Genomic DNA, 14,754 nt, shown 5'->3' on the forward strand with positions numbered 1-14,754 from the left:
GCACGCGGTCCAGCGACCGGCCGGACGACTGGTACGAGACCACGGCGGACGAGCAACTGCGTTTCGACCAGTGCCTGATGACCGACGCCCTGCGCCTGGGCGGGCCGGGCATGTACCGCTTCGCGCAGGACGCCCTCGACCAGACGCCGGAGAAGCTGCGCGAACTGGCGACTCTGGACGGCGCGTTCGACGGCCCGCTGCACCAGGCGCACGAGAAGGACGAGGCCGACTGGGACGCCACCTGGGAGCGTCTGCACGCGCGCAGGAACGCGTGGGAGAAGCCGCTCGACGGCCTGGAGACCCCCGGCGGGTTCACCGTCACCGGGTTCCACTGGGTTCCCGGTGTCCACGAGGGCGACGACTTCTACGACCAGACCGGCCTGGGCAAATGGGCCGGAGGACCCGACTGGAACGAGGAGTTCGACTTCTACGACCCGACCCCGGAGGCGGACGAGAAGACCCTCAAGGCCGTCACCGACCTCGGTGCTCCCCTCTACGGTGAGAAGCCGTACGACCCCTCCCTGCCGTCCGACGAACGGGACCGGCAGTACTACGAGCAGCAGGCGTTCGAGGAGCTGACGGACGGCTCCTCGAACGCGAGCGCGGACGACGCCCGCATCTTCCTGGCCTCCGGCGGTTTCCCCCGCACCGCTCCCCAGCCGGGCACGGCGGAGTACCGGGTCGCGGTCGAGGACATGAAGACGCGTTTCGCGTCCTGCGCGTGGCAGGACCCGATCGACCCGAACAAGGCCCTGCGCCAGGTGGAGGACGTCGCCGCGCAGGAGTGGCAGCAGGAGATCGCTTCCCAGGCGGTCCAGCGCAACCAGATCCTCGACGCCAACCGCGAGGCCACGACGGCCCTGGCCAAGGCCTCCGAGTCGATGGCCGACCTGCTCGGCCAGTCCTGGGGCGCCGACCACCTCGCCCGCTGGCAGGACTACTGGTCCGCCGGCGGGGTGGGCTGGATCGGCGACAGTCCCGTGGCGATCGAGGTGCCGGGCGCGAAGGGCAACTGCCTGGACGTCGCCGGCGGCGGCAAGACCAACGGCACGCCCGTCCAGATCTACACCTGCAACGGCGGCGCGGCCCAGCAGTGGACGCTCGAAGGCAGTGAGGACGACCTCCACCTGCGCAACGTCAATTCGCAGAAGTGCCTGGACGTGGCCGGGAACGCGTCGGCGAACGGCACGAAGATCCAGATATCGGACTGCTACAAGTCCAAGGGGCAGTCGTGGAAGGGCGACGCCCGTGCCACCGCGCCCCTGCAGAGCGTGACCACCGGCAAGTGCCTGGACCTGAGCGCGTTCACCAAGAGCACGGACGCGCGGCTGTGGGACTGCAAGAACTCCGCCGCGCAGAAGTTCCTGATCAAGCCGTCCGGTCACCAGGGCACCGACAGCCTCTCCTACCCGGACAAGGCGCAGTTCGACAAGGCGAAGAAGGGCATCACCGACGCCCAGGCGCAGGCCAAGAAGCAGCTCGCCGCCGTCAGGGCCCAGCTCGAGACGGCCAAGAAGGCCGCCGCCGCCTCGGACACCGCCACCCAGGCCGCCTACGGCATCGCCGACGCCAACGGGGCGCCGCGTGGTCGCGGTCTGCTGGCCGGCCAGCAGAAGGCGCAGGTCACCAAGGGCGCCGCGGCGGCGCTGACGGCGTTGGTGAAGGCCGCGGAGACGGCCGAGGCCGCCACCCGCGCCTCCGCCGGGGACAGCGAGACCATCGCGCAGCGTGCGCTGGCGCAGGCGGCGCAGTCCAAGGCGGAGTTCCGCAAGGAGGCCGCACACGTCGCCGAGCTGCAGGCGAAGGCCGCGGCGGACGCGGCCAAGGTCCACCGGGACAACGCCAAGAAGGACAAGGAGACCGCGGAGGCCAAGCTCACCGAGGCCCTGAAGGCCGAGGGCGAGGCCAAGGCGGCCGCCGCCGACGCCCACGCCGAGCGCCTGGCCGCCGAGGCCGAGGAGAAGACGGCCAAGGCGGAGAAGGACAACGCCGCCGCCAAACGGGCCGAGGCGGCCGAGCACCGGAAGACCGCCGAATCCGAGGCGACGAAGGCCAAGGACGCCAAGGACAGGGCGGAGGCGGCCGAGGGCACGGCGTCCGACAGGAGGGACGCCGCGGTCAAGGCCCGGGACAAGGCCCGCGACCTGCGGGACGACGCCTGGGACGCCGAGCAGAAGGCCGACGCCGCACGCGCCAAGGCCGACGCGAAGGAGGCCTTCGCGCAGGCCCACGAGTCCGACAGCAACGCCCAGGAGGCCAGGGCGGCGGCCAACGCCGCGGCCAGGCACGCCGACGACGCCGAAGCCGCCGCCGGGCGGGCCCGCACCGCGGCCGACGCGGCGACGCAGGCCGCCGCCGACGCGGACGCCGCCGCCACCCGCGCCGAGGCCGCCGCCAAGCGGGCCCGCGCGCACGCGGACGACGCCCAGGCGGCGAAGCTGAGGGCCGACGCCGCGGTGAAGACCGCGACCAGCGCCGCGGCCGACGCCATCCAGGCCTCCCAGCACGCCGCGGCCGAGGCGAAGGCGGCCGTCGCACTGGCCGACGAGGCGGAGAAGCAGGCCAAGACCGCCAAGACCCACGCGGACGAGGCGAGCAAGGAAGCCGGCAAGGCCCTGGCCGCGTCGGCGAAGGCCGCCGGGTTCGCCCACGTCACCGCCCAGGCCGCCGTGGACGCCGGCAACGCCGCCGCGCAGGTCGCCCAGCCCGCCAACGACGCGATCCAGCTCGGCTCCCCCTACGTCGACACCGACTCGGCCGCCGGCCTCGTGGTGCTGTCCGGTCAGGCGTCGAAGTCGATCGCCGAACAGCAGAAGGCCGTCGCCGAGGCCCACGCCAAGAACGCGCAGGCCGAGGCCTCCGCCGCCAAGAACCTCGCCGACCAGGCGAAGGGCGACGCGAAGCAGGCCTACGTCCACGCCGCGAACGCCGCCGGCCACGCCGCCGACGCCCGCACCTACGCCAAGGAGGCCCTCGGCTACGCCGCCGACGCCGCCCTCGCCGCGTCCAAGGCCACCGCCTCACTGGCCCGCACGGTCGAGTACGACCGCCAGGCCACCGAGGACGCGGAGGCCGCCGACAAGGCGGCGGGCCGCGCCGAGGGCCACGCCAAGGACGCCCGCGACTCCGCCGACGAGGCCGCCCTCGACGCGGAGGCCGCCCGCACGGCCGCCTCGGAGGCCGAGGAGTCCGCCCGGGACGCCCGGGCGGCGGCCGACCGCGCGGACGCCGCCGCCACCGAGGCGGAGGAGGCCGCGAAGGACGCCCAGAAGTACGCGGAGGAGGCCCAGGAGGCCGCGGAGTCCGCCGAACGCAAGGAGGCCAACCAGCAGGTCTCCGCGGGCGCCGGCACCGGGATCGGCGGCACCTTCTACGTCGTCGATGAGGACAGCGTCGAGGTCACCGACACCCAGCAGAAGAACGACTGCGTCATCGAGATCGGGTTCGGCGGCTGCACGGTCACCTTCGCGGTCACGTTCGACGCCACGGTCGACTTCTTCCTCTGCACCGACCCCGACGTGCCGGCGACGTCCTCCGGCTGCCCGGCGCAGGACACGGTCCTGATCAAGACCGAGCGCTTCACCGGGCTGAAGAAGGACGTCACCCACTACTTCAGCAAGCTCGACCTGATCAAGCAGACCGTCGTCTACCAGATCCTCAAGGCGGTCCTGGTCCAGGACTTCCTGGACTGCTGGCACGGCAGCGCGAGCGGCTGCGCCTGGGCGGCGAGCAACTTCATCCCGGGCAAGGCGTTCGCCAAGATCGCCGACGCGCTCACCGCCCTGGACGCCGCGCTGCGGACCGGGATCGGGGTCACCGACGCGTTCAAGGCCCTGAAGACCCTGGACATCGACCCGAGCACGCTGGCGGCCCTCCAGCAGCACACCAACATCGTCGAGGACGCCCTGACGAGCTGCCGCGTCAACAGCTTCCCGGCGGACACGCCGGTACTGATGGCGGACGGCACGCGCCGGCCGATCGGCTCGGTCCACGAGGGCGACCTGGTCCTCGCGACGGACCCCGAGACCGGTGCCCACGCGGCCCATCCGGTCACGGACACGTTCCGGCACGACACGAGGCGGCTCGTCGACGTCTCCTTCGCCGACGGGACCCGGCTGACCAGCACGGCCTGGCACCGGGTGTACGTGGACGGGCGGGGCTGGACGTTCACGGTCGACCTGCGGGCCGGTGACCGGCTGCGCGGGCCGGACGGCGCGTCCCGTGTCGTCGGCGCACTGCACGACCGGCCGGGTCTGGCACCGAGCGCGGTGTACGACCTGACGGTCGACGGACCGCACACCTTCTACGTGGGCGCGGAGGGCACGGCGGGGACCCCGACCCGGGACGTCCTCGTCCACAACTGCCTGAACCTGAGGCTGCACGAGGGGGACCGCGGCGCCCACACCATCGGCGACCACGTCGACACCACCCCTCGGGAGGCGGCCGACAAGGCGAAGAGGGACCTGGAGAAGAACCCGAACCACCCCGGCGTCACCGGTGTCTGGAAGGATCTGGACACGGCCCAGGCCGCCGTGGACGAGGCGATGCGGAAGTGGCTGACGGGCATGTCCCCGACTCAGAACGACAAGAACCGGAAGCGGCTGAACTCCTGGATGCAGAAGACCCCGAAGGACTCCGAGAGCCCGAAGGACCTCCTCTCGTTCGACGTGACGCTGGACGACACGGCGTCCCTGGGCACCGTCCACCACCACACCGGTGACAGCTGGCCCGCCCGGAACATCGTGTCCATCACGCTGAAGAGGTCCGCGCACAAGCCCGGCTACATGGTGTACACCGCGTACCCCAAGGGCGCGAGGCCGTGAGATGACCGCGGGACGGCAGGACATCTGGGTCGACTTCGGGCTCAGCGGACTCACCAAGTGGTTCGCCGGCCCGTGGGTCGGCGAGGCCACGCCGGAGGAGATCGTCGCCGGCGCGGCGGACTGGGGGGACGGGGCCTACGCGGCCACGCTGCTGGAGGACGCCCTGCGTCTGCTGGAGTCGCCGCTGCCCACCCGGGTGATCGGCCTCCTGTGGCGTGCGGCGACCGGGCTCCCGTACGACCCGGACGCCGTGGGGCCGGACGGGCGCGCGTGGCTGCGCGACATCGTCCGGATCTGCACCGGACGGATACGCCGCGACGACCCGTCCTTCACTCCCGTGCCGCCGGGTCCCCCGGTGGACGGGCCGCTGAAGGAGGCGGTCCTGGAGGAGATCCGCGGGGCCGCACCCGCCGTGGAGGCCGCGGTCCGGTCCGGCGGGGCCGAGGTGGTGGCCGCGCTGGAGCAGGTGGTCGTCCAGGCCGACCCCGACCTCGGGTTCCGGCTCTTCCTGCGGGTCCTGAAGGCGTACCTGGTTCCGGTCACGGAGTCGCGGTACCAGTGGTACCACGAGCTCGGTGAGCGCTTCGGCTACCACGAGCTCGTCGTCGACGACGGGACGCTGCAGTCCGTCCCGGACACGGACTGACGCACGCGGCGCCCGCTCGGCCGAAGGCCCGTACCCCTGGCGGCCTGCCAGGGGTACGGGCCTTCGCCGTACAGGGCTTTTGGTGCCTATCCCAGCGCCGACTTCACCGCGTCCGCCAGCCGTCCGGCGACGGTCCGGGCCTGCTCGATGTCCGCCGCCTCGACCATCACCCGCACCAGCGGCTCGGTCCCCGAGGGGCGCAGCAGCACCCGCCCGGTGCTGCCCAGCTCCCGCTCGGCCTCCGCGACGGCGGTCGCCAGCTCCGCGGAGGTCGTCACCCGGGACTTGTCCACGTCCGGGACGTTGATGAGCACCTGCGGCAGCCGCTCCATGACCGACGCCAGGTCCTGGAGCGTACGGCCGGTCTGCGCGACCCGCGCCGCCAGCATCAGGCCGGTCAGCGTGCCGTCGCCGGTGGTGGCGTGGTCGAGGATGATGACGTGGCCGGACTGCTCGCCACCGAGGGCGTAGCCGTTGGCCTTCATCTCCTCCAGGACGTACCGGTCACCGACGCCGGTCTGCACGAACTGGATGCCCTCGCGCTCCATGGCGAGCTTGAAGCCCAGGTTGGACATGACGGTGGCCACGACGGTGTCGGACCGCAGCGCGTCCCGCTCCCGCATCGCCAGTGCCAGCACGGCCAGGATCTGGTCGCCGTCCACCTCCGCGCCGGTGTGGTCCACGGCCAGGCAGCGGTCGGCGTCGCCGTCGTGGGCGATGCCGAGGTCGGCGCCGTGCTCGACGACGGCGGCCTTGAGCAGGTCGAGGTGGGTGGAGCCGCAGCCGTCGTTGATGTTGAGGCCGTCCGGCACCGCGCCGATGGTGACCAGCTCGGCCCCGGCCCGCGCGAACGCCTCCGGCGAGACCCGGGAGGCCGCGCCGTGCGCCTCGTCGAGGACGATCTTCAGGCCGTCGAGGCGGTTCGGGAGGACGCCGACGAGGTGGGCGACGTACTGGTCGAGCCCCTCGTCGTAGTCGCGGACGCGGCCGACGCCGGCGCCGGTCGGCCGGTCCCAGGGGGCGCCGGTGCGGTGCTCCTCGTACACGGCCTCGATGCGGTCCTCCAGCTCGTCGGCGAGCTTGTGGCCGCCGCGGGCGAAGAACTTGATGCCGTTGTCGGGCATGGCGTTGTGGCTCGCGGACAGCATCACGCCGAGGTCGGCGCCGAGCGCGCCGGTGAGGTGGGCGACCGCGGGCGTCGGCAGCACGCCGACCCGCAGGACGTCCACGCCGGCGCTGGCCAGGCCGGCGACCACGGCGGCTTCCAGGAACTCCCCGGAGGCGCGCGGGTCCCGTCCGACCACGGCGGTCGGCCGGTGTCCGGCGAAGGTGCCCGCCTCGGCCAGTACGTGCGCCGCGGCGACGGAGAGCCCGAGCGCCAGCTCGGCCGTCAGGTCCGCGTTGGCGACACCGCGCACGCCGTCCGTGCCGAAGAGTCGTCCCACTTGTCCTCCTGAGGAAACGTCAGTTCCGGAAGCGGCTGCTGGTGCGGCCCACGCAGTCGGCTCCCGTGGTCCTGGGCGTGCGGCATGCGCTGCCCGACCATCCGATCACACAAGCCTTTGAGCTTCTCAACTTCTGAACGTCTTGTGCCGTTATACGCCCAACGGCGGGGATAAACGAACGCCCCGGCAGCACAGTGGCGTGCCGCCGGGGCGTTCGGAGTACAGGCAGCGTTTAGCGCTTGCTGTACTGCGGCGCCTTGCGGGCCTTCTTCAGACCGGCCTTCTTGCGCTCGACCGCACGGTCGTCGCGCTTGAGGAAGCCGGCCTTCTTCAGCGGGCCGCGGTTGTTGTCGACGTCGGCCTCGTTCAGCGCACGGGCGACACCGAGACGGAGCGCGCCGGCCTGGCCGGAGACACCGCCACCGGCGATGCGGGCGATGACGTCGTAACGGCCCTCGAGCTCGAGCACCTTGAAGGGCTCGTTGACTTCCTGCTGGTGCACCTTGTTCGGGAAGTAGTCCTCGAGGGTGCGACCGTTGATCTTCCACTTGCCGGTGCCCGGGACGATCCGGACGCGGGCGATGGCGTTCTTGCGACGGCCCAGGCCGGCGGCCGGCTGGGGCTCGCCGAAGCGGGAGGCCATGGACTCCGAGGTGTACTCGCCCTCGACGGGGACCTCGGACTCGGTGGTGTAGCTGTCGATGTCAAGCTCTTCGAGCGGCTGCTCGGCAGTGGTCTCGGCCACGATGCTCCTCAGATTCTCTTCAGTCTTAGGGGGTGGCCGGACTTACTGCGCGACCTGGGTGATCTCGAACGGCTGCGGCTGCTGCGCGCCGTGCGGGTGCTGGTCACCCTTGTAGACCTTCAGCTTCGAGAGCATCTGACGGCCCAGCGTGTTCTTGGGGAGCATGCCCTTGACGGCCTTCTCGATGGCCTTCTCCGGGTTCTTGTCCAGCAGCTCGTCGTAGCGCACCGAGCGCAGACCGCCCGGGTAACCCGAGTGGCGGTACGCCATCTTCTGGGTGCGCTTGTTCCCGGAGAGGTGCACCTTGTCCGCGTTGATGATGATGACGAAGTCACCGGTGTCCACGTGGGGCGCGTAGATGGGCTTGTGCTTGCCACGCAGAATGGAGGCGGCGGTGGAGGCCAGACGACCCAGGACGACGTCCTGAGCGTCGATGACGTGCCACTGGCGCGTCACATCGCCGGGCTTGGGGCTGTACGTACGCACGGTTCGTAGCCTTCGCTTCTTCAGTGAATGGTCCTGACAAGGTCACCGAAGACGATCACGACAGCCCTGACCGCACCACGGTGACGCAAACCGCGTGCTGGTCGCTGGTCATCGGTCCCGGTGGACCGGTGTAAGGGCCCCTCACGTGAGAATGAGCAAGCCAATACACATACGACTGTGCAGAGTACCCGGGGTACCGCGGCAGGGTCAAAACGGAGCCGGCGACACCGGCGCGCCCCGCGCGCGGACAGGGTCGCCGACGCCGGCGGCCGTCTCCGGGGCACGGGCCCGCCGGGCCACCGTCACGGCCAGCACACCCAGCGTGAAGGCGTCCTTGAAGGCCCGCCGCCGCTCCGACTCCAGCCAGGGCCAGCCCAGCCCCGGCGCCTGGGGCAGCAGGGCGATCCAGAACCAGGGCCCGCGTGCCACCGAACCGGCGTACGGCACCCCGGCGAGCAGCAGCGGAAGGACGACCAGGAGGTAGTGGTCGTACGACGGCCGGGAGACGAGGAACGCCGACAGCATCAGGCCCGCGCCGGTCTCCGCGAGCCGCGGCGGACCGGGGTCGGCGCGGCGCCAGCGCGCGTACGCGCAGAGCAGCCCCGCGCCGGCCGCCGCCACCGCCGCCCCCTCGGCGAGCGCCCGCGGCACGCCGAGCCGGGGCAGCACGGCCGCCGGGGAGGCCTCGTACAGCCGTACGAAGCCGTCGTCGGCGTGCAGCAGGAACGGCAGGGTACGGGTGAAGAAGCCGGCCGGATCGGGCATCAGCAGTGCCGCCGCGCCGGAGGCCAGCGCGGGTACCAGCACGGCCGCCGCCAGCGCCCGCCACCGTCCGGCGAACAGGAACAGCAGGACGACCGGCACGAGCAGCGGCTTGAGCGCCACGGCGGCGCCGACGACCGCGCCCGCCGCCGTCCACCGCCCCCGGCTCGCCAGCAGCAGGGACAGCGGCAGGGCCACCGCCGCCGTCACCGTCCAGTTGCCGAGGCGCACCAGGTGGCCGAACGGCGCGAAGCCGGCCGCGAGCCCGGTCAGCCCGAGGACCGCCAGCCGGCTGCGCAGCGGCACGCGGTGCAGGCGCAGCGCGCAGGCCCAGCCCAGTGCCAGCAGGGCCGTCACCGCGCACGGCACCAGCACCCGCAGCACGGCCCCGGGCAGCAGCGCCTGCGGAACGGCCGCCAGGACGGCGCCCGGGAGATAGAGGAAGTGCGGATCGTCGTACGGGGACCCGCCGGCCAGCCAGGTGCGGGCGGCGCGCACGACGATCGCGTTGTCCATCCCGCCGTCCGGGGTCACCCGCGCCGCGTGCGCCGCCGACGCCGCCAGCACCACCCCGAGCACCGCCCACGGATGCCCGCCCGCCGGTCGCACCAACCACCCGCAGATGCCGCTTTCGTCCTTCCGCATGAACGGAACGCTAGGCGTCGCGGGGCCCCGGGACCGGCACCAGCGCGCCGCGGAGCCCGTCTAAGATGCCGCCCATGAGCTTTGGGCAGGGGGGACCTCAGTCGCAGTGGGATCCGTGGAAACCGCAATCGCAGCAGCCCTGGAACAGTGGCGACGGCGACGGCACCCCGGACTGGGCCGCCCTCGCGGAGGCCTCTGAGGCCCGCAACAAGCGGCGCCGCCTGCTCTTCATCGGCGGTGGCGCGCTGGCCACCGTGGCGGTGGCCGCCGCCGTCGCCGTGGCCGTCGTCTCGGCGAACGGCTCCGGCCAGGCGTCGGACAACCCCTCCCGGCTCCCCGCGACCGCGGACATCCCCAGCGCGACGGCCACGGCCCCGTCGTTCGCCCCGACCAGCGCCCCGCCGCCGCTGAACCCGAAGGACTTCGTCTCCAGCGTCCAGAAGGACAGGGCTCCGCTCGGACCGGACGTGCTCTTCCCCGGCACACGGCTGACCATGGGCGACGCGGTCTACGAGAAGGGCCCGGCGGCCGACACCCGCACCTGCGGGTCCGCCGCCCAGAAGACGCTCCCGAAGGTGCTCGCCGACAACGACTGCACCCGTCTGATGCGCGTCACCTACACCAGGGGCGACACCGCCGTGACGGTCGGCGTGGCCGTCTTCGACACCGAGGCGCAGGCCGCCAGGGCCAAGAAGCAGACCGACAAGAAGAGCATCATCCGCTCCCTGTCCGGCGGCGGCGTCAAGCCCTTCTGCACCGGCGCCGTCTGCCGCTCCACCACCAACTCCTACGGCCGCTACGCCTACTTCACCATCGCCGGCTTCACCAACGGCAAGGACGTGACGGAGAAGACCACCGAGGTGTTCCGGGCCGGTGACGACCTGGCCGAGTTCGCGTTCCGGCAGATCCGCAAGCGCGGCGAGGCCCAGGCGTCGGCCGCGGCGGAGAGCTGACCCCTCCGCCGGTCACAGCCGCTTGGCGCTGCGCAGCGTCCTGGCGTAGGTGCCGTTGCCGTCCAGCCGGGAGACGCCGCCCATGTCGCCGATGGTCGGGCCGTTGAGCTCCTCCCGGCTGGAGACGAAGATCAGGTGGCCCTCGGTGTCGTAGCCGAGCACCATGCCCACGTGGTCCAGCCGCTCCTCGGTGCGCGGGTCGAGCTTGAAGAAGACGAGGTCGCCGGGCTGGAGCTGGTCGATGGCGGGCGGCCGGTGGTCCGGCGAGACACCGGTCAGCGGGAGGACGTCGACGCCCTCCCCGGAGCGGGCCATGCCGTCGGCGGTGCGCGGCAGGCCGTCGCCGGAGGTGTCGGAGGACATCAGCGGGTAGTGGGCGCGGTGGCCGAACACCATGCGGATGTAACCCGCGCGGTCCAGGGACCTGGCGTGGAGGGGCTTGGGCACACCGGTCGAGCCGTCGCGGAAGAGGTGCGGGACGCCGAGGTAGTCGAAGAAGTCGGACTGCTCCAGGCGTGGGCCACCGCCCTCGCCGCCGGTGGCGGCCGGCGGGCCGAAGTCCGCGTCACCGGCGTAGACGACGCCCCGCCGGTCCTTCTTCTGCGGGGCGCCCGCCACGTACTGGAAGGCGAAGGCGAACAGGTCGTCCTCCTCGCTGTCCCGGTACTCGGCGTACCAGTCCCTGAACCACTTCGTCTTCTCGGCGCCCTTCTCCCAGGGCCGGGGCATGAGCCGGACCCAGTCCGTGGTGGAGACCTCGGAGGAGGTGGAGGCCGGCTCCGCGAAGGTGCGCGCCGGTCCGGTCAGCGTGGCGGTGCGCGCCCCGTCGGTCAGCACGGCCCTGACCCGGCCGTCCGCGTCGCGCAGCACGGAGCGCGCGGGGTTCTCCAGCCGGGACCAGCTCTCCCCGCCCTCGCGCTTCGAGGCGACGCCGGTGCCGAGGGTTCCGCCGGTGCCGTCGAGGACGCCGGCGTTCACGACCTCCGTGACGCCGGTCTCCTCCCGCTCGCGCAGCTCCAGGGTGAGGTAGCCGGAGGCCGCGACGAGCACGAGCACCACGAGGCCCGAGACGACCGGACGCGACTGTTTCCTGGCCTTCGCTGCCTTCGCTGCCATGGTTTTGCTCCTCCTCGGTTCTCAGGCGGTCCGGGTCTCAGACGGTGGGCATGACGCCGAGCAGCAGGCCGGCGGCGACGACGACGTAGGCCATGAGCGAGACGGTGCCCGTGGCCAGCAGGGTGGCGCCCTTCGGCTGGCGCACCATCTGGTAGGCGACCAGGCCGGGCACGATGAATCCGAGCGTCTGGTTGCCGTACATCAGCGGGAACTCGATCGACAGCACGATCATGACCGTGGCCTGGAGCAGCACGCCCAACAGCACGACCGCGGCGAACAGCCGCTTGCCGTAGAGGATCACCAGCCGCTGCATGACCCTGGTGCCCCCGTAGGTCAGCGCGGTGACCCCCACCATCATGGCCGCGCGCTGGAGGTCCTCGACGAGGGTCAGCGCGATCCAGCCCGGGGTGATCATGCCGCCGGGGGACAGGTTGGTGGTGAGGTAGCACAGCAGTGAGAAGAACAGGCCGATGGCGATGCCGAGGGCGGCCATCTCGGGGGTGAGTGCGGCGGTGGTCAACGGGGCCTCCGGGCGGACGGACGGGGTGTCCCGCCGTAGGGGTCGTCGTGCGCTTCGTCGTGGGGCGGTCCCGTCCGCTGGGCCGGCATGCGGACGACGGGGGCCTCCTCGGCCGGTGCCCCGGCGGCCGGGCCCGGCACGGCGGGGCCGGGGTCGCCGTCGTCGGCCGGGAGTTCCGCCAGGTACTCCAGGAGTTCCTCGCCCTGGCCGTGGATGTTGCCGACGGCGACCAGGGAGGAGCCGTCGGCCATGCGGTCGAGCAGGGCCGGCACGAACTCGTCGGCGGACCGCCGCTCACCGCCGAGATCGACCGCCCGCTCGCGCCACCGGGCCGGGATGGCGTCGAGGGCGCTCCTGGCCGGGTGGCCGATGACGAAGACGTTCTCCGGCTCCAGGCCGGGGATGATCTCGCCCATCTGGCCGTTGCGCTCGACGCGGTCCGGGCGGCAGTTGATCACGACGTTGAGCGGGCGGCGGATGGCGCCGAGGTCGAGCAGCTGGTTGATGTTCATCAACGTCGACTCGGGGTCGTTGGCCGCGAAGACGTTGGCGAAGGAGAACCGCTTGTCCCCGGGGGCCACGTAGCGCTCCACGGAGAGCACGCCCGGGTCCGGCGGAGCGTCGTACATGCCCTGGAGGGCCACCTTCCGCTCCACGCCGAGCAGCTCGGCGACGACCAGGGCGATGGCGACGTTCTCCTTGAAGGTGAACCAGCTGAAGCCGCGCAGCTCCTCGTCGGTGACCGTGTCCGGGTCGGCGTAGACCAACCGGCAGTCACGGGCGTCGGCCTCCTCCTGGAGGATGTGGAAGCGTTCCTTCTCGGCGGTGACGCAGATGCCGTTCTCCGGCATCGAGCGGCACAGCGAGCGGGCCACGTCGTCGAGGGTGGGCCCCATCTCCGCGAGGTGGTCCTCGCGGACGTTGCACAGCACGCCGATCGTGGAGCGGATCAGCTTGCTCTGGTTGACCTCCTGGAGCGCCGGCATGACGGCCATGCACTCGATGACCAGGGCCTGGGGGCGGTAGGTGGCGGCCCGGCGGACGATGCCGATCTGCTCGACGACGTTGGCGATGCCGAACTTGCGGTAGACCGGCTCCTCGGTGGCGTCGGGGTGGATGAAGCGCGCGGCCGTACCGGTCGTCTTGGCCACGGTGACCAGGCCGCCGCCGCGCAGCGCGCCCGCGCACAGCCGGGTGATGGAGGACTTGCCGCGGATGCCGTTGACCAGCACGCGGGCGGGGATGGAGTGCAGGGCCGCGTAGTGGCGGCGCTGCTCCACGATGCCCGCGGCGAGCAGGAAGAGGCTGCCGGTCAGCAGGACGAAGTACAGGTAGAGCACGGGGGGTCACCTTCCTCCGGCGCCGGGCCGGGGCTCGGCGGGCCGGCGGGCCTGGTTCTGGCGGCGGGCCTGCAGCTGCTGGCGGAGCAGTTCGAGGCTGCGGGCGACGGCCCCGACCTCGTCCTGGTAGCGGGGGTGGTGCACGGTCCTGAGGTCTCCGTCGGCGAGCTTCTCGGCACTGGTGGCCAGCGCCCTCAGCGGGCGGGCGACGACCAGGTACACCCAGCCCAGGCAGACCACGATCGCGGCGAGGCCGAGCATCCCGGCGAGCACGCTGCGGTCCTCGCGCTCGTAGGCGGCGATCTCGAACCGGTCGGCGTCCTGGCTGCTGACCACGGTCCAGCCGATGCCGGAGGCGACACCGCCGCCGGAGAAGGGCGCCGCGGCGGCCACGGTGACGTCGCCGCCGTCCCGGACGAGCAGGCCGTTCGCGACCCGGGCGGCACCGGCCCGCACGCTGCCCGCGCGGACCAGGTCGGTCAGGGTGCCGTCGGGCAGCTCCTCGAAGGCCAGGAACCCGTCGTCGGCGGCGACCGTCCGCGCGTCGGCGTCGACCACCCGGACCTCGCCGAGGCCCGGCCGGTTCAGCAGCGAGTTGAGGAACTCCACCCGGACCTCACCGACCAGGGTGGCGTCCCTGTGCCCCGGCACGGGGGCGGCGGCCTGGATCACCGGCTTTCTGTCCCCCTTGCCGGAGACGCGGACCAGCGGCAGGTCCTCGTCGTCGCTCCAGTGGTGCGGGTCTCCCCCGGCGCGGGCGACCACCTCGCCCGCGTCCACGAGGTACAGCGCCTGGTAGCGGGGGTGTTCCTCCAGGGCGTCCGTCAGCAGGTTCCCGGCGGCGCCGGGGTCGTCGGCGTCGATCATCCGGGAGGTCGAGACGAGGTCCGCCTGGGCCTCGTTGAGCGCCCGGCGGACGCGGTCGGCGATCAGGTCGGTACGGTCGCGCTGGTCGTTGACGAGGGTGGCGGGCACGCTGACCGAGTCGTCGGTGCGGTTCAGCAACAGGCCGACGGGCGCGCACCACAGCAGCAGCAGAACCGCGGTCACCGCCAACGGCACCCGCACCCCGAGACGGACCCTGCCGCGCCCGGCCTCCAGCACCTCGCGGCCCCCGGCGCCCGACCCCCCGCCGCCGGCAGCGCCCGACACCCCACCGGTTCCGGCACCCGGCACCCCACCGCCTCCAGCACCCGACACCCCACCGGTTCCGGCACCCGACACCCCACCCGTTCCGGCACCCGACACCCCACCGCCTCCAGCACCCGACACC

11 protein-coding genes are annotated in these 14,754 nt (G+C 72.5%); 3 read left to right on the forward strand and 8 right to left on the reverse strand.

What is annotated here, in order from left to right; genetic code table 11:
* Positions 1–77: 77 nt before the first annotated feature.
* Positions 78–4,823, forward strand: a complete 4,746-nt coding sequence (locus KUM32_RS25860; protein ID WP_374227554.1) for a ricin-type beta-trefoil lectin domain protein — start codon at positions 78–80, stop codon at positions 4,821–4,823.
* Position 4,824: 1 nt separating this feature from the next.
* Positions 4,825–5,469 carry a hypothetical protein gene (locus tag KUM32_RS25865; protein WP_254406128.1) on the forward strand — a complete coding sequence of 215 codons (645 nt, stop codon included), beginning with the start codon at positions 4,825–4,827 and terminating at the stop codon, positions 5,467–5,469.
* 86 nt (positions 5,470–5,555) lie between these two features.
* Here the strand turns inward: KUM32_RS25865 and glmM are convergent, their stop codons facing one another.
* The 4 genes from glmM to KUM32_RS25885 form a co-directional block, all read right to left on the reverse strand.
* Positions 5,556–6,914, reverse strand: coding sequence for a phosphoglucosamine mutase (glmM, locus tag KUM32_RS25870; protein ID WP_217144362.1), 1,359 nt, complete (start codon positions 6,912–6,914; stop codon positions 5,556–5,558).
* 232 nt (positions 6,915–7,146) lie between these two features.
* A complete protein-coding gene (gene rpsI, locus KUM32_RS25875) occupies positions 7,147–7,659 on the reverse strand; it encodes a 30S ribosomal protein S9 (protein ID WP_004927169.1) in 513 nt (170 codons plus the stop codon).
* Between the two features lie 42 nt (positions 7,660–7,701).
* On the reverse strand, positions 7,702–8,145 hold the full coding sequence (gene rplM, locus KUM32_RS25880) for a 50S ribosomal protein L13 (RefSeq protein WP_055632362.1): 444 nt from the start codon (positions 8,143–8,145) through the stop codon (positions 7,702–7,704).
* Positions 8,146–8,352: 207 nt separating this feature from the next.
* The gene (locus tag KUM32_RS25885; protein WP_217144363.1) at positions 8,353–9,552 is read right to left on the reverse strand and encodes a glycosyltransferase 87 family protein; all 1,200 of its coding nucleotides are present in this window, start codon (positions 9,550–9,552) and stop codon (positions 8,353–8,355) included.
* A 74-nt stretch (positions 9,553–9,626) separates the two neighbouring features.
* Here KUM32_RS25885 and KUM32_RS25890 point away from each other — a divergent pair, with 74 nt between their 5' ends.
* Complete coding sequence (locus KUM32_RS25890; RefSeq protein WP_217144364.1) at positions 9,627–10,505, forward strand: hypothetical protein; 879 nt, start codon at positions 9,627–9,629, stop codon at positions 10,503–10,505.
* Between the two features lie 12 nt (positions 10,506–10,517).
* Here the strand turns inward: KUM32_RS25890 and KUM32_RS25895 are convergent, their stop codons facing one another.
* Genes KUM32_RS25895 through KUM32_RS45020 form a run of 4 tightly spaced genes read right to left on the reverse strand, consistent with a single transcriptional unit; the run spans position 10,518 to position 14,531 of the window.
* On the reverse strand, positions 10,518–11,621 hold the full coding sequence (locus KUM32_RS25895; RefSeq protein ID WP_217144365.1) for a C40 family peptidase: 1,104 nt from the start codon (positions 11,619–11,621) through the stop codon (positions 10,518–10,520).
* Positions 11,622–11,658: 37 nt separating this feature from the next.
* Entirely contained in the window at positions 11,659–12,141 is a 483-nt protein-coding gene (locus KUM32_RS25900; RefSeq protein ID WP_217144366.1) for a poly-gamma-glutamate biosynthesis protein PgsC/CapC, read from the reverse strand.
* Positions 12,138–13,481 (reverse strand): poly-gamma-glutamate synthase PgsB, encoded by a 1,344-nt coding sequence (gene pgsB / locus KUM32_RS25905; protein ID WP_374227553.1) that lies wholly within the window; start codon positions 13,479–13,481, stop codon positions 12,138–12,140. The genes KUM32_RS25900 and pgsB overlap by 4 nt, the downstream gene beginning before the upstream one ends.
* Before the next feature lie 6 nt (positions 13,482–13,487).
* On the reverse strand, positions 13,488–14,531 hold the full coding sequence (locus KUM32_RS45020; protein WP_308408718.1) for a HAMP domain-containing protein: 1,044 nt from the start codon (positions 14,529–14,531) through the stop codon (positions 13,488–13,490).
* Between the last annotated feature and the right edge of the window lie 223 nt (positions 14,532–14,754).

Source organism: Streptomyces sp. AC627_RSS907, from assembly GCF_019049165.1.

Excerpts from the sequence above, each read along its gene's own strand:
- KUM32_RS25895 (WP_217144365.1), bottom strand. The coding sequence starts at position 11,621 with ATGGCAGCGAAGGCAGCGAAGGCCAGGAAACAGTCGCGTCCGGTCGTC.
- KUM32_RS25865 (WP_254406128.1), top strand. The coding sequence starts at position 4,825 with ATGACCGCGGGACGGCAGGACATCTGGGTCGACTTCGGGCTCAGCGGA.
- KUM32_RS25885 (WP_217144363.1), bottom strand. The coding sequence starts at position 9,552 with ATGCGGAAGGACGAAAGCGGCATCTGCGGGTGGTTGGTGCGACCGGCG.
- KUM32_RS25890 (WP_217144364.1), top strand. The coding sequence starts at position 9,627 with ATGAGCTTTGGGCAGGGGGGACCTCAGTCGCAGTGGGATCCGTGGAAA.
- KUM32_RS25860 (WP_374227554.1), top strand. The coding sequence starts at position 78 with ATGACCGACGCCCTGCGCCTGGGCGGGCCGGGCATGTACCGCTTCGCG.